Raw genomic sequence first — 17,865 nt, 5'->3', positions numbered from 1 at the left:
TCGAACTCGTACCGTCCGAAGACCCTGCGAAGAACTCGAAGCCGTCCGCTCGCGACTCGACGCCGAAGACCTCACGGTGCTTGCCTACCGATTTCAAGGCGACCCGTTCTGCCGCGCACAGCGATTCGCGGCCTACTCGAAGGCCTTGGGCGAGCGCTTCGTCGGGAAAGTACTGCCCGACGAAGCGGCCAACGCGGCAACGTCACCGTTCTTCGAATACGTCATTGCCAATCCACACAGCGTGGTGACAGCTCATCTCGTCGACGAGGCGGGATCGACCACCACCGTCGCACGAGACGAGATTCTGCAGTTCTTCAGCGAGCGATTGCTCGCGGAACGAACCAGCGATCAGTGAAGCTTGGTCATCCAGCCGTGGGTGTCGGCGAAGGTGCCGCGCTGAATACCCGTGAGGGTGTCACGCAGTGCCATCGTCACTTCACCCGGCTCGCCGTCGGCGATGGTGAACTCGCCCTCGGCGGACTTGACGCGTCCGACGGGGGTGATGACTGCTGCTGTGCCACAAGCGAAGACCTCAGTGATTTCACCGCTCTTGCACTTGGTACGCCATTCGTCGGTGCTGATCTTGCGCTCTTCGACGGAGAAGCCGGAATCGGCGGCGAGGGCGAGCAGCGAGTTGCGCGTAATGCCGGGCAGCAACGAACCGGACAGCGACGGCGTCACGAGGCGAGCGTCGGGGCCGGAGCCGAAGACGAAGAACAGGTTCATTCCACCCATTTCCTCGACGTACGTGCGCTCGATGGCGTCGAGCCACACCACCTGGTCGCAACCCTCGTCGGCAGCCTGCGCCTGGGCGAGGAGCGAAGCGGCGTAGTTGCCGGCGAACTTGGCAGCGCCGGTCCCGCCGGGGGCTGCGCGAACGTATTCGGTGGACAGCCACACACTGACCGGCTTCACGCCACGCGGGAAGTACGCCCCGGCAGGCGAGGCGATCAGCAGGTAGCGGTACTCGTCGGCGGGACGGACACCGAGTCCGGCTTCGGTGGAGAACATGAACGGACGGAGGTAGAGCGCGTCCTCGCCGCCGGCAGCGGGAACCCAGTCGAGATCGACGTCGATCAGTTCGGTGATGGAATCGATGAACATCTGCGCCGGCAGTTCAGGCATGGCGAGACGGCGCGCAGATGCTGCGAAACGCTCGGCGTTGGCCTCGACGCGGAACGAGCTGATCTCGCCACCCGGCTGACGGTATGCCTTGAGGCCCTCGAAAATGGCCTGTCCGTAGTGCAAAACCATTGCGGCCGGATCGAGCTCGATGTTTCCGTAGGGCAACACCTGGGCGTCGTGCCAGCCCTTGCCCGCGGTGTAGTCGATCGAGACCATGTGGTCGGTGAAGTGCCGCCCGAAGCCGGGCGCCGCCAAAATGTCACGGCGCTCGGCGTCGGACTTCGGGGACGAGCTCTGAACGCGAACGAAATCGGCGGCACCTGTCATGGGCGCAATCCTATCGAACGTGAAAAAGCTCTCTACTTGGTGTTGGTCTCCACGAACGGAGGAGACACCACGACGCACCGAAGAGCGCGACCACGGACGTCGACTTCGATCTCGTCACCGGCTGCGATATTGGCGCCGGAATCCAGGAGCGCCAACGCAATTCCCACTTTGAGTGAGGGCGAGAACGTTCCGGAGGTGGTCTCGCCGATTGCCTCGCCGTCACGCAGAACACCGAGCCCGGCCCGCAGCACACCGCGGTCGAGAGCCTTGATCCCCCAGAGTTTGCGGGCCGGACCGGCAGCCTTCTCGTCGGTCAGGGTCTCTTTGCCCCAGAATGTCGGCTTCTTCCAACCGATCGCCCATCCGCAGCGTGCTTCGAGCGGAGAAATCTCGAGCGAAAGCTCGTGCCCGTGCAGCGGATAACCCATCTCGGTGCGAAGAGTGTCGCGGGCTCCGAGCCCGGCGGCCTGACCGCCCTCGGCGCGCACTGCTTCGAGAAGCGCACGGAACAACGGCTCGCTGTCCTCCCACCGTGGCAGTAGCTCGTACCCGACCTCACCGGTGTAACCGCTGCGGCACACACGCACAGGCACGCCGTTCCATTCCGCGTCTTCGTACGCCATGTACTCGATGTCGGTGGGAAGTCCCAGAGCGGTCAGAACCGCCACCGATTTCGGCCCCTGCACAGCCAATACGCCGTAGGCACGATGCTGATCCTCGACGGTGATTCCGTCCGGTGCTACAGCGACCAGGGCCGCAACGACGTCCGCGGTGTTGGCCGCATTCGGGACGAGGAAGATCTCCTCGTCGCTGACGTAGTACGCGATGAGGTCGTCGATGACGCCACCGGACTCGTTGCAGCACAACGTGTACTGAGCCTTGCCCGGCCCGATCTTGTTCAGATCGTTGGTCAGTGCGGAGTTCACGAATTCCGCGGCCCCCGTCCCACGCACGACGGCCTTGCCGAGGTGACTGACGTCGAAGAGTCCGACATTCTCACGCACAGAGGTGTGTTCAGCCACGACCCCGGCGTAGGAAACCGGCATCTGCCACCCCCCGAACGGCGCGAACGTCGCGCCGAGTTCGACGTGGACGGGGTGGATCGGGCCCTGCAACAGTTGTTCGTCGGTCATGGTCCACAACCTATCGGACTTCGCCGATCGAAACATGTCCGCAGCGAGAGCTCACCCGGCCGAGACGATCGCCCGTCCACAAACTGCAAAGGGCCTAACATCGACTCAGGCATCCGCCAGAACCGGACGCATCGCACACTCACCTCACAGGAGACACCTTGAGCACTCGCACAGCCCGATCGTTGGGACCCGACCTCGTTCTCGCCGGCACAGTCGCCAAGCGCGCAGAGATATTGGTCGTCGGCCTGACGTCGGGTCCGGACGGCCCCGAAATCGCACTCAGCGAAGGCATCGTCGACGAGGACGTGCTCGCCGAGATCCTCGACAGCCTCATCGCCGTCGGCGCCACCGGCAAGCCCGAGCAGCTCACTCGCGTCCCGGCACCGAGCGCGCTGTCGGTCACCAGCGTCCTCGCCGTCGGGCTCGGCTCCGCCGACAAGCTCGGCAGTGAGCAGATCCGCAAGTCCGCCGGCGCTGCAGCTCGCTCGCTGTCCGGCATCGACACCGTCGCGACCACGCTCTCGATCCTCGACCTCGGAGCAGCCGCCGAGGGATTTGCGTTGGGCGCATACAGCTTCACCGAATTCAAGTCGTCCATGACGGCTCCCGGTCCTGATTCGCAGCCACTCGCCCGCGTCGAACTTCTGGTGCCCTCGCCGCGCACGAAGGAGACCAAGGCAACGCTGGCACGGTCCGCTGCCATCGCCGAAGCCGTCGCCACCGCACGCGAGTTCGTCAACACTCCCCCGAGCCACCTCTACCCTGCCGAGTTCGCCGCCCGCGCCAAGGCACTGGGCGTCGAGGCCGGGCTCACCGTCCAGGTTCTCGACGAGAAGGCACTCGAGAAGGGTGGCTACGGCGGAATCATCGGCGTCGGCAAGGGCTCGTCACGCCAGCCGCGTCTCGTCCGCCTCGAATACGCGTCGAAGAAGCGTGGAGCTCGCAAGGTCGCGCTGGTGGGTAAGGGCATCACCTTCGACACCGGCGGAATCTCCATCAAACCCGCCGCCGGTATGGAGAACATGACCTCGGACATGGGCGGCGCCGCAGCCGTCATCTCCACCGTCGTGCTCGCCGCCAAGCTCGGCCTGCCCGTCAACGTCGTCGCATACGTTCCGATGGCCGAGAACATGCCGTCCGCGACCGCGCAGCGTCCCGGCGACGTGCTGACCCAGTACGGCGGAATCACCATCGAGGTCGTCAACACCGACGCCGAGGGCCGTTTGATTCTTGCCGACGCGATGGTTCGCGCGGGTGAGGACAACCCCGACTACATGATCGACACCGCAACCCTGACCGGTGCGCAGATGGTCGCGCTCGGCAACCGCACCCCCGGAGTCATGGGCACCGACGAGTTCCGTGACCGCGTCGCCTCCATCTCGCAGAGCGTCGGCGAGAACGGCTGGGCCATGCCGCTGCCCGAAGAACTGCGCGGAGATCTCGACTCCAAGGTTGCCGACATGGCCAATGTCACCCCGCACCGCTGGGGCGGCATGCTGGTCGCAGCTCACTACCTCAAGGAATTCGTTCCCGAGGGTGTCCAGTGGGCGCACATCGACGTCGCGGGTCCGGCGTACAACACGTCAGGGCCGTGGGGTTACACCGGCAAGGGCGGTACCGGCGTTCCCGTTCGCACGATGATCTCTGTCCTGGAGGACATTGCGGTCAACGGCTGACCACTTGCTGTGCGCCTTTATCAACCCCCCGCGGTTAACAAAGGCGCACAGCAGTTCAGGCACCGTCGCGCAATTCCTGCTCGCGGGCACGCTTGCGTTCGATGCGCTTACGCTCGTCGTGGTCGCGCATACGCTGCGGATATCCCGTTTTGCGGACGTCGTAGACGGGGATCTTCAAGTCCTGTCCCAATTTGCGGGCACCGCGTTCGCCGCCGACACGACGACGAGTCCACTCCCCGTCCTTTGCGACGAGGACGACGGTCACCTCGGTCACCGTCGTCTGAGGTTCCACGTACGCCTCGACACCCTCGTGTGAGTGCGCCCAGTTCGCCAGATGATCCGCATCACTTTGCGCTGCGGCCTGAGCCGCACTCGGCGGACGCTTGAAACGATCGAACAGTCCCACGGTCGTACCCTCCTCGGTACCGACGCCGCGGATGTACCCCGGCGATATGTCAAGTTTGCCAGGCGATGTCCGTTGTGCCTGCGCACGACATACCGTTTGGTCCGCTTACGCCGTTACAACCGAACCCCCGACGCATACCTACTCGCCGGTAGCCGACACACCCGAAACGGACGGCATCCCCCTCATCGGACACGCCCGGCGTATCAATGGAAAGATGAACGACGGTGACGCCGCGCCCGCGCGTCGACATCGGCAAAATAGCTACAAGTAGCCGCACGTCGCGTGCCACTCGAGCACAATGCATTACGACCACAAGTCGACAAAATTCAACAACCCGAACACAACTGTCGAGGAGTCAAAAGACATGGCCTTCTCCGTCCAGATGCCAGCCCTAGGTGAGAGCGTCACCGAGGGAACTGTCACACGGTGGCTCAAGCAGGAAGGAGACACGGTCGAAGTCGACGAACCCTTGCTCGAAGTCTCCACGGACAAGGTCGACACCGAGATTCCGTCTCCCGTCGCCGGCGTCCTGACCAAGATCGTCGCGCAGGAAGACGACACCGTGGAAATCGGTGGCGAGCTCGCCCAGATCGGTGAAGCCGGCGAAGCCGCAGCACCCGCGGAAGAGGCACCCGCCCCCGCCGCAGAGGAAGCTCCCGCCGAGGAAGCCCCGGCTGCCGAAGCTCCCACTGAAGAAGCTTCCGCTGCCGAGGCACCCGCTGCTTCCGGCGGTTCCGCTGAAGGTACCGCCGTGACGATGCCCGCCCTCGGCGAGTCCGTCACCGAAGGCACCGTCACCCGCTGGCTCAAGGCCGTCGGCGACGAAGTTGCCGTCGACGAGGCGCTGCTCGAAGTCTCGACCGACAAGGTCGACACCGAAATCCCGTCGCCCGTCGCCGGAATCCTGCTCGAGATCAATGCACAGGAAGACGACACCGTCGAGATCGGTGGCCAGCTGGCCGTCGTCGGATCCGGCGCACCCGCCGCGGATCCGGCACCCAAGGCCGCTCCGGCCGCACCCGCAGCGCCGCCCGCCCCCAAGGCTGAGGCACCGAAGGCCGAAGCACCCAAGGCTGAGGCACCGAAGACTGAAGCACCCAAGGCTGAGGCACCGAAGACTGAAGCACCCAAGCCTGCGGCCGCACCGAAGCCCGCTGCGGCTCCCGCACCGGCGGCTTCACCCGCGACTTCGGGTGACAGCAGCCCGTACGTCACCCCGCTCGTGCGCAAGCTCGCAACGGACAATGGCGTCGACCTCACCACCGTCACCGGCACCGGCGTCGGCGGCCGCATCCGCAAGCAGGATGTGCTCGCCGCAGCGGAGGCCAAGAAGGCACCCGCAGCCGCTGCTCCTGCTGCTGCAGCTCCCGCAGCCGCACCGGCTGCCTCCGCAGCTGCAGGCGTCCGACCGGAACTGGCACACCTGCGCGGAACCACGCAGAAGGCCAACCGTATTCGGCAGATCACGGCCACCAAGACACGCGAGTCGCTGCAGAACACCGCTCAGCTCACGCAGACCTTCGAGGTCGACGTTACCAAGATCGTCGCCCTGCGGGCCCGTGCCAAGGCCGGCTTCATCGAGCGCGAAGGTGTCAACCTGACGTTCCTCCCGTTCTTCGCCAAGGCAGTCGTCGAGGCACTGAAGTCGCACCCGAACATCAACGCCAGCTACGACGAGGCCGCCAAGCAGATCACCTACTACGACGCTGAGCACCTCGGCATCGCAGTAGACACCGATCAGGGCTTGCTCTCCCCCGTCATCCACAACGCCGGCGATCTCGGCCTTGCCGGTTTGGCTCGCGCCATCGCCGACATCGCTAAGCGTGCACGCTCGGGTGGCCTGAAGCCGGACGAGCTCTCGGGTGGAACCTTCACCATCACCAACATCGGCAGCCAGGGCGCGCTGTTCGACACCCCGATCCTGGTACCGCCGCAGGCGGCCATGCTCGGAACCGGCGCGATCGTCAAGCGCCCGATGGTGGTCACCGACGAGAACGGCAACGAGTCCATCGGCGTTCGCTCGATGATCTACTTGCCGCTGACCTACGATCACCGTCTGGTCGACGGCGCCGACGCCGGCCGATTCCTCACCACTGTGAAGCAGCGGTTGGAAGAAGCCTCGTTCGAAGCTGATCTGGGCCTGTAAGCAACCGCTCGGCTGGCCGGGGCGTCATCTCCATCAGGAGGTGGCGCCCCGGCTTTTTCAGTACGGTCGGATATACACGGTCGGATATCGAAGCAGGCTGAATCGAAGGAGGCTTTCCGAATGCGAGTAGTCATCGCCGGCTCGTCCGGTTTGATCGGAACGGCCTTGGTGTCATCGTTGCGCTCCGACAACCACGACGTGGTGCGTCTGGTGCGACGGTCGACCGCTGGGCCCGACGAATCGCGTTGGGACCCGGACCACGACCGTCTGGACCTCTCCGTCCTGAAAGGCGCTGACGCCGTCGTGAACCTTTGTGGTGTCGGCATCGGCGACAAACGGTGGTCGGGTTCCTACAAGCAAGCGATCCGTGACAGCCGCATAGTTGCCACCGATGTCTTGGCCGAAGCTGTCGCGAGCCAGAAGGTTCCCGTCCTCGCCAACGCCAGCGCCGTCGGCTATTACGGCAACACCGGCGACAAGATCGTGGACGAGGATTCGCCGGCAGGCACCGACTTTCTCGCCACGACGTGTCGAGACTGGGAACTTGCCACCGAGCCCGCGCGCAGGGCGGGTGCCCGCGTCGTAAATCTGCGCTCGGGCGTCGTGATTTCACCCCACGGCGGCATGCTCGGTCGGCTTCGGCGGATCTATTCGTTCGGCCTCGGCGGGCGACTGGGCAACGGTCGTCAGTACTTTCCGTGGATCTCACTCGAGGACGAGTGCGACGCGATCAAGTTCGCGCTCACAAATCCCGAACTCTCCGGTCCCGTCAACCTGACCGGTCCGGCCCCTGTCACCAACGCCCAGTTCAACGACGCCATGTCCCGCGCAGTTCACCGCCCGGCGCCGTGGATCGTTCCCGGGTTCGCTCTCGAAGCCTTGATCGGAGAATTCGCCAAAAGCGGCATCCTCGGTGGCCAACGCGCCATTCCCGCAGCTTTGGAGAAGGCGGGATTCTCCTTCCGCCACAACACGATCGGCGAAGCGCTGGCGGCCGCACTCGGTTGAGTCCGAAGTCGGGCGTAATCTCTACTTCTATGAGCAGCGCTGCCGTTTCCGCCCGGTTCTCGAAACTGCCGATCGCCGTCGAGCAACTCGGATCGATCGACTACAACGCCGCGTGGGACCGTCAGCGTGAGCTCGCGGCAACGCGGGCAGACGACATCGGGCCGGACACGCTACTGCTCCTCGAACATCCCCCGGTGTACACGGCTGGGCGACGCACGGAACCGGAAGATCGACCTGTCGACGGCACGCCGGTCATCGATGTCGACCGCGGCGGGAAGATCACCTGGCACGGCCCCGGTCAACTGGTCGGGTACCCGATCGTAAAACTGGCCGAGCCCATCGACGTGGTGCGGTATGTCCGACGCATCGAGGAAGCACTGATCACGGTGTGCACGGACCTCGGCCTGAACTGCGGGCGGATCGACGGCCGCTCCGGCGTGTGGCTGCCTGCCGAAATTGCGAACGGGCAATGGAAGCCCGAGCGCAAGGTTTCTGCCATCGGCGTGCGCGTTCAACGGGGCGTGGCGCTGCACGGCTTCGCCCTGAACTGCAACTCGGTCCTGACCGGATTCGACAACATCATTCCCTGCGGCATCCGTGACGCCGGGGTGACGACGCTGTCACACGAACTCGGTCGCGACGTCACCGTGGACGAAGTCACTCCCGCCGTGACCGAGGCAGTGATCGCCGCTCTCGACGGAACCATGCCCGTCACCGAACGCAACGTCGAGCGCGTCACCTTCGAAAGCGCCTCGCCTACTCCGACTTTTACTACCGTTCAGTACAGCTGACGGGCTCGCCCCAACCCCGTTGCAGTAATCACCGGGCGTAGGATCGTCCCCGTGACTATCGCCCCAGAAGGACGTAAGCTGCTCCGCCTCGAAATCCGAAACGCGGAGACGCCCATCGAACGCAAACCCAACTGGATCAAGACCCGCGCAAAGATGGGCCCCGAGTACACGGAGCTCAAGGGCCTGGTCAAGCGTGAAGGTTTGCACACCGTCTGCGAGGAAGCGGGCTGCCCCAACATCTACGAATGCTGGGAAGACCGCGAAGCCACCTTCCTGATCGGCGGCGAGCAGTGCACACGCCGCTGCGACTTCTGCCAGATCGACACCGGCAAGCCCGAAGCCCTCGACCGCGACGAGCCCCGTCGCGTCGCCGAAAGCGTTCAGGCCATGGGACTTCGGTACTCCACGATCACCGGCGTCGCCCGCGACGACCTCCCCGACGGCGGCGCCTGGCTCTACGCCGAGACCGTTCGCAAGATCCACGAACTCAACCCGGGCACCGGCGTCGAGAATCTGGTTCCCGACTTCAACGGCAAGCCGGAACTGCTCGACGAGGTCTTCGCCTCTCGCCCCGAGGTGCTCGCACACAACCTCGAGACCGTTCCCCGCATCTTCAAGCGGATCCGTCCGGCATTCCGGTACCAGCGCAGCCTCGACGTCATCACCGCAGCACGCGACTACGGACTGGTCACCAAGTCCAACTTGATCCTCGGTATGGGCGAAACCCCTGAAGAGGTCACCGAGGCGATGGCAGATCTCCACGCCGCCGGTTGTGACATCCTCACCATCACCCAGTACCTGCGCCCCTCGCCCCGGCACCACCCCGTCGAGCGGTGGGTCAAGCCCGAGGAGTTCGTCGCACACTCGAAGGCTGCAGAAGAGATGGGCTTCGCCGGCGTCATGGCCGGTCCGTTGGTTCGCTCGTCGTACCGCGCCGGCCGCCTGTATGCGCAGGCCATGGCACATCACGGCCGTGAACTTCCCGAGGCGCAGCGTCATCTCACCGAGGGCGGAGACGCTTCCCAGGAAGCCAGCTCACTCATGGCGCGCCTGAATCGCTGATCCATATTTTGCTGTGCGCCTTTATTAACCGCGGGCGGTTAGTAAAGGCGCACAGCAATGGACGTATCCTGGGTACATGGCGAACGGCAGCAAATCCGGTAAGGGCAAACCCACCAAAGAGGCAAAGGCTGCAGCGAAGGCTGCCCGCAAGCAGGCTTCCAAGGAACGCAGAACTCAGCTCTGGCAGGCGTTCCAGATGCAGCGCAAGGACGACAAGCTCCTTCTGCCGCTGATGATCGGCACCCTGGTGGGTGCGGCTCTGGTCTTCTTCCTGGTCGGTCTCATCTGGGGCCTTCAGTGGTTCTTGCTTCCGATCGGCATCGTTCTCGGCCTCCTCGGCGCCTTCATCATCTTCGGTCGCCGCGTCCAGAAATCGGTGTACAAGAAGGCTGAGGGCCAGGCCGGCGCCGCCGCGTGGGCACTCGACAACATGCAGGGCGCGTGGCGCGTCACGAACGCCGTCGCCGGCACCACCCAGCTCGACGCCGTTCACCGCGTTGTCGGACGGCCGGGTGTCATCCTCGTCGCAGAAGGTTCGCCGCAACGCGTCAAGGGCCTCCTCGCTCAGGAGAAGAAGAAGACTGCGCGCCTCATCGGCGACACCCCGATCTACGACATCATCATCGGAAACGACGAGGGTCAGGTTCCGCTCTCGCAGCTCCAGCGCTACCTGAACAAGCTACCGCGCAACATCGACACCAAGCGCATGGACAACATCGAAGGCCGACTCGCTGCGCTCAGCGCACGCGGCGGCGGAGCAGCGCTTCCCAAGGGACCGATGCCCGGAGGCGCGAAGATGAAGGGAATGCAGCGGACCATTCGTCGTCGCTGACACTCCCCCACAGCAAAACGAAAGACCCGGGCCCATACGGACCCGGGTCTTTCTTCGTTCGAGAAGTTCGTGTCAGCGCGACTTCACGAGCAAAGTGCCGGTCGCGCGGTCCTGCATACCGCGACCGTCGATGTCGGTGATCGTCGCGGGAATCACGAACACGAGAAGTGCCTGACGCCCGAGCGCACGCACGAAGCCCACTCGAATCGGGCCTTCGATTCGCGCGACCTGAAGTCCGAGAACGAATTGCCCCGGTGTGAAGTTGAACAGCGCCACGGTGACGACGCCGACAGCGAACCACACCATCAGCGTGATCGTGGAGGTCATACCGTCGAAGAAGTCACCGGTGATGAGCGAGGCCACTCCCACGGCCATTACCCAATCCACCAACAGTGCGGCGATACGACGACCCGAACCGACCAGCGATCCGGGGCCCTCCTGGGGGAAGCCGAGAAACTCGCCGCGATAAGACTGCTCACGACCGTCCGCATTCTTCGGCAAAGCTGCTTCAGGCCCAGAGAGCCAAGTTCCGGTGATTCGTGCCATGCTGTCCAGGATAGGCGTCGCAGCACCGTAGTCCAGATTTGCCGCGTTTTAACTGTGTGGCCGGTCACATGGACTTCGGAAATCCCCAGGATGCTGCGACGCGTAACACTGCCGAAACAAAGGGTTGACGAGCGGGCAACACCAGCTCCCTACCGTCTGCCTCGACGGATTCAACCGACATCACTTGGCTGAAGCGACTTAAGGAGCACAAGCGTGGCGTTCACCACGGCCGAAGAGGTCATCAAGTACATCGCGGACGAGAACATCGAGTACGTCGACATTCGGTTCAGCGACCTGCCCGGCGTCCAGCAGCACTTCTCGATCCCGGCGTCTGCTTTCAACCAGGATGTGTTCGAGGACGGCCTCGCGTTCGACGGATCTTCGGTCCGCGGATTCCAGTCGATCCACGAGTCCGACATGATGTTGCTTCCCGACGTCACCACGGCGCAGATCGATCCCTTCCGCAAGGCGAAGACCCTCAACATCAACTTCTTCGTGCACGACCCGTTCACCCGTGAGTCCTACAGCCGCGACCCGCGCAACGTTGCCCGCAAGGCCGAGGAGTACTTGGTCAGCACCGGCATCGCGGACACCGCATTCTTCGGCGCCGAGGCCGAGTTCTACATCTTCGACTCGGTTCGCTACGACTCCGGCATGAACTCCGCTTTCTACGAGCTGGATTCCATCTCCGGTTCCTGGAACACCGGCGCAGAGACCAACGCCGACGGTTCCCCGAACCTCGGCTACAAGGTTCGTGCCAAGGGCGGCTATTTCCCCGTCGCTCCGTACGACCACTACGTGGACCTGCGCGACGAGATCTCCACCAACCTGACCAACGCGGGCTTCGAGCTCGAGCGCGGCCACCATGAGGTCGGCACCGGCGGACAGCAGGAGATCAACTACAAGTTCAACACGCTGCTCGCAGCGGCCGACGACCTGCAGCTGTTCAAGTACATCGTCAAGAACACCTGCTGGCAGCACGGCAAGTCCGCCACCTTCATGCCGAAGCCGCTCTTCGGTGACAACGGCTCGGGCATGCACGTACACCAGTCCCTGTGGAAGGACGGCAAGCCCCTCTTCCACGACGAGTCCGGCTACGCAGGCCTCTCGGACATGGCTCGCCACTACATCGGCGGCATCCTGCACCACGCTCCGTCGCTGTTGGCCTTCACCAACCCGACGATCAACTCGTACCACCGTCTGGTGCCGGGCTACGAAGCTCCCATCAACCTCGTGTACAGCCAGCGCAACCGCTCGGCAGCTGTCCGTATCCCGATCACGGGCAACAACCCGAAGGCAAAGCGTCTCGAGTTCCGCGCACCCGACTCCTCGGGTAACCCGTACCTCAACTTCGCTGCACAGATGATGGCCGGCCTGGACGGCATCAAGAACAAGATCGAGCCGATGGCTCCGGTCGACAAGGACCTCTACGAGCTTCCCCCGGAGGAGGCTCGCAACATCCCGCAGGCTCCGACCAGCCTCGAGACGGTCATCAACCGCCTCGAAGCCGATCACGAGTACCTGACCGAGGGTGGCGTCTTCACCACCGACCTGATCGAGACCTGGATCTCGCTCAAGCGTGAGCAGGAAATCGCTCCGGTCAACCTGCGTCCGCACCCGTACGAGTTCGAGCTCTACTACGACGTGTGATCCGCATCCTGACGTAAGTCAGACCTGCGAGTACCGAGTCCACCCGTCCCGCTTTTGCGGGGCGGGTGGACTTGTTTCGGTCCGAGGGAGACCCCTCGGGCAAATGATGACCGGCATTCATACCGGACGCGGTCGAATCGCGGATCAGCCTCGGGCACGTTGACCGATAGCCGCTTTGTTGACGATATAGGCGATTCGACCTGCCCGTGTTGCGTCTCGAGCGGCGCTGACGATCCACCACAGCATCTGTTTGCGGGCGCTGGGCGGAAAACTGTCCCAGTTGCTTCGAGCTTGCGGGTCCCGGTCCAGCGCCGTCTGCAAGTCAGATGGTTCCTCGAGGTCTTCGACTTGGTCGAGAATCGTCCACCAACCAGTGGATTTCGCGGCAGCAATGGCACCACGACCAGCAGCGGTCATGAGGCCACGCGCCTCCATATCAGCTGCGCGTTCGCGGTTGAGTCGGGTCCAGGAACTCTTGCGTCTACGCGGCGTGAACAGTTGCAAATTGCGCTCTTCGTCGAAGATGGTGTTGGTGGAATCGATCCAACCAAAGCAGATGGCTTCCTCAACGGCCTGAGGGTAGGGGCAGCGTGGTCGGCTGGTGCTGGTGCGCCAGGAGCACAACCACACACCTCGGGCTGACGTGTGATTGTCCGTCAACCAAGTTCGCCACTGTTCCCGAGTCTCGGCGTGGATGATCGGGTAGTCGAACTTCCACGTCGGGGGGTGGACGGAAGCCGGTAGCGATGATTTCGAATTGGTCACTTACTCTCCAAGCTCAGAGGGAAACGGATACGTGTCTCGATAGACGAGGGGCCTGCGCAGGGAACACGTCTGCGAACTTGTTCCGGGGCAACCTGGACATGAATGGTCTTGTCGCGCAATCCACTTCTGACTGTCATGGTGGCGAGACCCTGAGGTGAAGGGCGAGCCGACTGACGGTGTCGGCAAGCTCGGTTGGTTCGATGACGACCACTGGGGCGGTGAGCGCAATGCGCGCAACCGTCATGGCGAGCCTGCCGAGATCTTCGCTGCGAATCTGGACAAGGCAGCGGTCCGCTGCCACCTCGATCGGTGTGTGGTCAATCCATCTGAGTACGCCCTCGAGGTCTGCGAACGTGGCTTCGATGGCGAGTTTTGCATCGTGGTGACGGGGTGGCGAGCCGACTGATCTCGCGACGAAGCCTGCCGCGTCACCACCCGGGATCTCGCGTGGCGTGAAATGACTGCCTGCCAGCCAGGGCTCCGAGAGCCGGTCCAGTCGAAATGTTCGCCAATCCGCACGATGGTGGTCCCATGCTACGAGGTACCAACGACGTCCCGCCGTGACAAGGCGGTGCGGCTCGACGAGCCGTCTGCTGCTCTCGCCATCACCTCGCCGGTAGTCGAAACGAACGTGCTCGTGGTCGCGACATGCCGCAGCGAACACACTGAGTGCTTCGGGGTCGACGATGTCGTCGTCGGCCCGCCGCATGGAACTGACGGCCGAATGCAGTGCCGACACACGTCGGCGTAGTCGATGGGGCAGAAGTGTTTCGATCTTCGTCAGCGCGCGCAGCGACGTTTCTTCGATGCCTCCGATGGCGGCCTCGGCTGCGTAGCGCAGTCCGACGGCTACCGCCACCGACTCGTCATCGTCGAGGATCAGGGGCGGCACGTGCGCCCCCGTTGCAAGTCGGTAGCCCCCGTATTTTCCGGACGTGGAATCGACCGGATAGCCAAGGTCGCGTAGGCGATCGATGTCGCGGCGCACCGTCCGCTGCGTGACATCGAGTCGTGCGGCAAGTTCGGCACAGTGCCAGAAGCGATGGGTCTGAAGGAGCGAGAGCAATTGCAGTGCTCGGCCTGTGGGATCGTTCCGCATTTCTTCAGATTGCCAGCGATCTAGGACTTTATGTGTCCACGATGCTCCCTATCGTCGGAGCAACCGGTCGATCCAGACACGAGATCGGTACTCAACTCAAAGGAGCATCCGTGAATCCATCCGACTTCCCCAGGCCCGTCCTCATCCAAGTCAACGGCGTGGAACTCGAAGTCTTCGAAGCAGGGCGACACAATGCCGGGAAACCCATCGTGCTGTGTCACGGATGGCCAGAGCACGCCTATTCCTGGCGATACCAGGTGCCCGCCCTTGTCGAGGCGGGCTACCACGTCATCGTCCCGAACCAGCGCGGCTACGGGAATTCATCACGTCCGACCGAAGTGACGGACTATGACATTGAACATTTGGCGGGTGATCTCACCGCACTACTCGATCACTACGGCTACGAAGATGCCACCTTTGTCGGTCACGATTGGGGCGCCTTTGTCGTGTGGGGCCTGACCCTGTTGCACCCGGACCGGGTAAACAAAGTGATCAACCTGAGCCTGCCCTACCAGGATCGCGGAGAGCAGCCGTGGATTGAGTTCATGGAAGCCGTGCTTGGCGGTGATTTCTACTTCGTCCACTTCAACAGGCAGCCGGGCATCGCGGACGCCGTGTTCGAAGACAACACCCTCCGGTTCCTCCGCAACCTGTACCGGAAGAACGAACCCCTCAGGGAGCCTCAGGCGGGTATGGCGCTGATCGATCTCGCCAGAGCAGAGACGCCACTCGGTGAGCCACTGATGAGCGAGAGCGAATTGGCCGTTTTCGTCTCCGCCTTCGAATCGACCGGATTCACGGGAAGTGTGAACTGGTACAGGAACCTTGACCGCAACTGGCATTTGCTGGCCGAGGTGGACCCGATCATCCAACAGCCCGCACTCATGATCCACGGCGACCGTGACGCGATCGCGAGGGCAGAGAACCTGACAGAGTTCGTGCCCAATGTGGAAGTAGTCAATCTCGACTGCGGTCATTGGATCCAGCAAGAAAAACCTGATGAGACCAACCAAGCGATCTTGAACTGGCTGGAACGGCAGGATGCCACATAGTTCCAAGGCCAGCCGCGGTCTCAGGAAAATGTCAGTCTCATTCAGGTCCGGTAGGGGGCTTGATCCGGACCCACCTTGTGTGTGTATCAAGCGAATTGCCGAGCTCGGGTGTGGGCGAGTCGGCAAAAGTCGGTGCCGGTTTCGATGATGTTGCCGTCGAAGGTGAGCCGATCCACGATGGCGGCACAAAGTCGTGGGTCGGTGAACATTTTTGTCCAGCCGGAGAACGATTCGTTGGAGGCGATGGCGACGGAGTTCTTTTCCTCCCGTTCGGTCAAAACCTGGAAAAGCAGCTGGGCGCCTCGTTTGTCGAGTTCCATGTATCCGAGTTCGTCGATGCAGAGTAGATCCACTCGGCCGTAGCGGGCGATCGTGCGGGCAAGTTGCTTCTCGTCTGCGATTTCGACTTGCCGGGAGTGTCGGCGTAGATACCGATCAAGACCTCACTCGCCGCGGACAACGCAGCCGACAGCGCGCGGACCCGACCACCCCCTGCCAGTTGGCCCGGCCCAACCAGTTCCGGCATGGCCTGGATGGACGTTGTCGCCTGCTGCATCGACAAGAGCCTCTCGCCACATTTCAAATCGTTGTTGATCCAACAAGTTACGGGGCTCCGCAAACGCGGCCACCTCTACCGGCTCCACTTTCGAGAATTAACGAGAGCGTCGGAAAACAAGCCATGCACTCAACCCGGCGATGGGCACAAGCCAAATCCCGAAAAAGAAGGCGACTGCTCGCCACACACCGATTCGCCGGGACACGGAAACCACATCGGCCGTTCCGACAAGGCACAGGGAAATCCATATCAAGGCGAGAATGAATCCGCCGCCGTACAGAAGAACGAACGCCCCGAATCCGTCCATGCAGTCCATTCCACTGTCGACGCAGTCCTGAAGCCCCGCCGCACCGAGTAGCGAGATGTTCACAGTGGCGATGCTACGGACCAGGGCGTCCCGAACTGCCGGACAAGCCGGCGGACTCGGCGATGCGAACTCCGGTCAGCCCGAACAAGGTAGAAGCCCCACCCCCGTGGGGAGGGTAGGGCTTCCTTCGATCCGGCGCTCACGCACAGTGGGAGGGTGGTGGGCATGCCCGACCGACGACACAGCAGGGAGTCAAGCTGCCGCGCCCAAGCGCTGACCTGGAGGAATGCGCCTGAGATCGTGGTTACGAGAACCATCAAACCAGACAAACTGGACGCATGTTCAGGAATCGAAAGATTTGACCACGCCCGTCAGAAAGATCTCACTGCACCCGATAGGTTTCGCTGCGGCCAGGATCCACCAACCGGCGCATGATCTCGTACGCACGGTCCGGATCCGTGTACGGCGGAATCATCATCAGAACGAGTTGACGGCCGTACATGTCGTCGAGATACATCAAATCGTGAGGCTGGCCAGGGTATGGACCCCGCACTTCCAGTCCGTCGACCTCGTCGATACGACGCTGCGCGCTGCTGATCGTGTTCCAGTCGAACGCAACCCGCGCGATCGGCCCCAACCTCAGCGAAAGGGCGGATATCAGATCGTGAAGCTCCGCCGTGACGTTGGTGGTCCATGGGAACCACGCGCCGTCTACCGATGCCTTGACGGCACCTTGCCCGCGAAGCAGGAATCGCGGAGTCCGCGTCGGCGACGGGAAAGGTTGCCCGACATGGCGCTGCGGCGCTTCACTTGCATAGTCGAGAGTGCTGATGTGCGCCATGACGACGCTCCTTAACGGAGGATTCGTGGAACCGTCAGGCAGAGGCGCCCGGTCGTGGGTTCCATGCCTTCAGGCTACTCCGCTGCGCAATACCGACTACGCATCGACGGAAATGATCACGCCGGTGTCGCCGTACGGGAACGGCCCCTTGCCGATGTGGCCGAGAGTGTTGAAGAATTTCGAAATAGGCACCATCACACCGTATTTCGCCTTAACTTTGCTGCGGATCTCGTCGAATTCAGCACCCCCGCTCACCAATTGAGCGGTCCCGACGACCGGCGACGAACCGTCGGCAACCCTTCCGCGGTTGTTGCACGGCACTACGGTGACGCGTGGGTTGTTCCGCAGCCGCTTGGCCTTACCCGATTTCGAGGAAGTCCAGAAGCCGATACGTCCGTCCGGCAATTGGCGTATGCCTCCACACACTCCACGACCATGCATGCGAATGAATTTTCTCTGCCCCAGGCGTTTCAAAACGGACAATTATCCGGACGAAGATGAACAACAGGTGCCGAATGGTGGAAATGTCGCGGAACGACCACG

Annotated in this window: 18 protein-coding genes and 1 pseudogene; 9 read left to right on the top strand and 10 right to left on the bottom strand. The window is 63.0% G+C overall.

Annotation, left to right across the window (positions count from 1 at the left end):
• Window positions 1-76 precede the first annotated feature (76 nt).
• Window positions 77-355, top strand: coding sequence for a hypothetical protein (locus tag R4P65_RS09640; RefSeq protein WP_317826329.1), 279 nt, complete (start codon window positions 77-79; stop codon window positions 353-355).
• Here the strand turns inward: R4P65_RS09640 and R4P65_RS09635 are convergent.
• A complete protein-coding gene (locus tag R4P65_RS09635; RefSeq protein WP_230813607.1) occupies window positions 349-1,452 on the bottom strand; it encodes a branched-chain amino acid aminotransferase in 1,104 nt (367 codons plus the stop codon). The genes R4P65_RS09640 and R4P65_RS09635 overlap by 7 nt on opposite strands.
• A 32-nt stretch (window positions 1,453-1,484) precedes the next feature.
• Window positions 1,485-2,585 (bottom strand): glycine cleavage system aminomethyltransferase GcvT, encoded by a 1,101-nt coding sequence (gene gcvT / locus R4P65_RS09630; RefSeq protein ID WP_317826328.1) that lies wholly within the window; start codon window positions 2,583-2,585, stop codon window positions 1,485-1,487.
• A gap of 158 nt (window positions 2,586-2,743) precedes the next feature.
• Here gcvT and R4P65_RS09625 point away from each other — a divergent pair, with 158 nt between their 5' ends.
• Window positions 2,744-4,261 (top strand): leucyl aminopeptidase, encoded by a 1,518-nt coding sequence (locus tag R4P65_RS09625; RefSeq protein ID WP_214888014.1) that lies wholly within the window; start codon window positions 2,744-2,746, stop codon window positions 4,259-4,261.
• Window positions 4,262-4,316: 55 nt separating this feature from the next.
• Here R4P65_RS09625 and R4P65_RS09620 read toward each other — a convergent pair whose 3' ends face one another.
• A complete protein-coding gene (locus tag R4P65_RS09620) occupies window positions 4,317-4,667 on the bottom strand; it encodes a hypothetical protein (protein ID WP_003941713.1) in 351 nt (116 codons plus the stop codon).
• 364 nt (window positions 4,668-5,031) lie between these two features.
• Here R4P65_RS09620 and sucB point away from each other — a divergent pair, with 364 nt between their 5' ends.
• The 5 genes from sucB (at window position 5,032) to R4P65_RS09595 (ending at window position 10,506) form a co-directional block, all read left to right on the top strand.
• Window positions 5,032-6,813 (top strand): 2-oxoglutarate dehydrogenase, E2 component, dihydrolipoamide succinyltransferase, encoded by a 1,782-nt coding sequence (gene sucB, locus R4P65_RS09615; protein WP_317826327.1) that lies wholly within the window; start codon window positions 5,032-5,034, stop codon window positions 6,811-6,813.
• A gap of 120 nt (window positions 6,814-6,933) precedes the next feature.
• A complete protein-coding gene (locus R4P65_RS09610; protein WP_317826326.1) occupies window positions 6,934-7,821 on the top strand; it encodes a TIGR01777 family oxidoreductase in 888 nt (295 codons plus the stop codon).
• A 29-nt stretch (window positions 7,822-7,850) separates the two neighbouring features.
• Window positions 7,851-8,612: a lipoyl(octanoyl) transferase LipB gene (lipB, locus tag R4P65_RS09605; protein ID WP_317826325.1), complete on the top strand. Its 762-nt coding sequence runs from the start codon at window positions 7,851-7,853 to the stop codon at window positions 8,610-8,612.
• Between the two features lie 51 nt (window positions 8,613-8,663).
• A complete protein-coding gene (gene lipA / locus R4P65_RS09600; RefSeq protein WP_003941610.1) occupies window positions 8,664-9,674 on the top strand; it encodes a lipoyl synthase in 1,011 nt (336 codons plus the stop codon).
• Window positions 9,675-9,750: 76 nt separating this feature from the next.
• Window positions 9,751-10,506 carry a DUF4191 domain-containing protein gene (locus R4P65_RS09595; RefSeq protein WP_003941625.1) on the top strand — a complete coding sequence of 252 codons (756 nt, stop codon included), beginning with the start codon at window positions 9,751-9,753 and terminating at the stop codon, window positions 10,504-10,506.
• Window positions 10,507-10,578: 72 nt separating this feature from the next.
• Here the strand turns inward: R4P65_RS09595 and R4P65_RS09590 are convergent, their stop codons facing one another.
• On the bottom strand, window positions 10,579-11,052 hold the full coding sequence (locus tag R4P65_RS09590; RefSeq protein ID WP_172932084.1) for an RDD family protein: 474 nt from the start codon (window positions 11,050-11,052) through the stop codon (window positions 10,579-10,581).
• Between the two features lie 213 nt (window positions 11,053-11,265).
• Here R4P65_RS09590 and glnA point away from each other — a divergent pair, with 213 nt between their 5' ends.
• A complete protein-coding gene (gene glnA / locus R4P65_RS09585; protein WP_003941609.1) occupies window positions 11,266-12,702 on the top strand; it encodes a type I glutamate--ammonia ligase in 1,437 nt (478 codons plus the stop codon).
• A 144-nt stretch (window positions 12,703-12,846) separates the two neighbouring features.
• Here glnA and R4P65_RS09580 read toward each other — a convergent pair whose 3' ends face one another.
• Complete coding sequence (locus tag R4P65_RS09580) at window positions 12,847-13,467, bottom strand: YdeI/OmpD-associated family protein (protein WP_317826324.1); 621 nt, start codon at window positions 13,465-13,467, stop codon at window positions 12,847-12,849.
• 133 nt (window positions 13,468-13,600) lie between these two features.
• Window positions 13,601-14,566, bottom strand: coding sequence for a YafY family protein (locus R4P65_RS09575; protein ID WP_317826323.1), 966 nt, complete (start codon window positions 14,564-14,566; stop codon window positions 13,601-13,603).
• A 110-nt stretch (window positions 14,567-14,676) separates the two neighbouring features.
• Between R4P65_RS09575 and R4P65_RS09570 the strand changes: the two genes are divergently transcribed.
• Window positions 14,677-15,618 (top strand): alpha/beta hydrolase, encoded by a 942-nt coding sequence (locus tag R4P65_RS09570; RefSeq protein ID WP_317826322.1) that lies wholly within the window; start codon window positions 14,677-14,679, stop codon window positions 15,616-15,618.
• 86 nt (window positions 15,619-15,704) lie between these two features.
• Here R4P65_RS09570 and R4P65_RS09565 read toward each other — a convergent pair.
• The 4 genes and pseudogenes from R4P65_RS09565 to R4P65_RS09550 form a co-directional block, all read right to left on the bottom strand.
• Window positions 15,705-16,025, bottom strand: a pseudogene (locus R4P65_RS09565) (ATP-binding protein); the annotation flags it as partial.
• Window positions 16,026-16,271: 246 nt separating this feature from the next.
• Window positions 16,272-16,544, bottom strand: coding sequence for a hypothetical protein (locus tag R4P65_RS09560; RefSeq protein WP_317826321.1), 273 nt, complete (start codon window positions 16,542-16,544; stop codon window positions 16,272-16,274).
• A gap of 319 nt (window positions 16,545-16,863) precedes the next feature.
• Window positions 16,864-17,322, bottom strand: a complete 459-nt coding sequence (locus R4P65_RS09555; protein WP_230813738.1) for a DUF5994 family protein — start codon at window positions 17,320-17,322, stop codon at window positions 16,864-16,866.
• A gap of 96 nt (window positions 17,323-17,418) precedes the next feature.
• Complete coding sequence (locus R4P65_RS09550) at window positions 17,419-17,763, bottom strand: F420-dependent protein (RefSeq protein ID WP_317826320.1); 345 nt, start codon at window positions 17,761-17,763, stop codon at window positions 17,419-17,421.
• Between the last annotated feature and the right edge of the window lie 102 nt (window positions 17,764-17,865).

Origin of the sequence: Rhodococcus sp. IEGM 1318, assembly GCF_033142465.1 — a bacterium.
In the GTDB taxonomy this organism is placed as follows: Bacteria; Actinomycetota; Actinomycetes; order Mycobacteriales; family Mycobacteriaceae; genus Rhodococcus_F; species Rhodococcus_F qingshengii_B.
The sequence above is the reverse complement of the archived record's forward strand: the minus strand, read 5'-3'. Positions and strand labels throughout refer to the sequence as shown.

What these genes read in the sequence shown, in the direction of transcription:
- R4P65_RS09635 (WP_230813607.1), bottom strand. Translation starts at nt 1,452, where the DNA reads ATGACAGGTGCCGCCGATTTCGTTCGCGTTCAGAGCTCGTCCCCGAAG.
- gcvT (WP_317826328.1), bottom strand. Translation starts at nt 2,585, where the DNA reads ATGACCGACGAACAACTGTTGCAGGGCCCGATCCACCCCGTCCACGTC.
- sucB (WP_317826327.1), top strand. Translation starts at nt 5,032, where the DNA reads ATGGCCTTCTCCGTCCAGATGCCAGCCCTAGGTGAGAGCGTCACCGAG.
- R4P65_RS09610 (WP_317826326.1), top strand. Translation starts at nt 6,934, where the DNA reads ATGCGAGTAGTCATCGCCGGCTCGTCCGGTTTGATCGGAACGGCCTTG.
- lipB (WP_317826325.1), top strand. Translation starts at nt 7,851, where the DNA reads ATGAGCAGCGCTGCCGTTTCCGCCCGGTTCTCGAAACTGCCGATCGCC.
- R4P65_RS09595 (WP_003941625.1), top strand. Translation starts at nt 9,751, where the DNA reads ATGGCGAACGGCAGCAAATCCGGTAAGGGCAAACCCACCAAAGAGGCA.
- R4P65_RS09590 (WP_172932084.1), bottom strand. Translation starts at nt 11,052, where the DNA reads ATGGCACGAATCACCGGAACTTGGCTCTCTGGGCCTGAAGCAGCTTTG.
- R4P65_RS09575 (WP_317826323.1), bottom strand. Translation starts at nt 14,566, where the DNA reads ATGCGGAACGATCCCACAGGCCGAGCACTGCAATTGCTCTCGCTCCTT.
- R4P65_RS09555 (WP_230813738.1), bottom strand. Translation starts at nt 17,322, where the DNA reads ATGGCGCACATCAGCACTCTCGACTATGCAAGTGAAGCGCCGCAGCGC.
- R4P65_RS09550 (WP_317826320.1), bottom strand. Translation starts at nt 17,763, where the DNA reads ATGCATGGTCGTGGAGTGTGTGGAGGCATACGCCAATTGCCGGACGGA.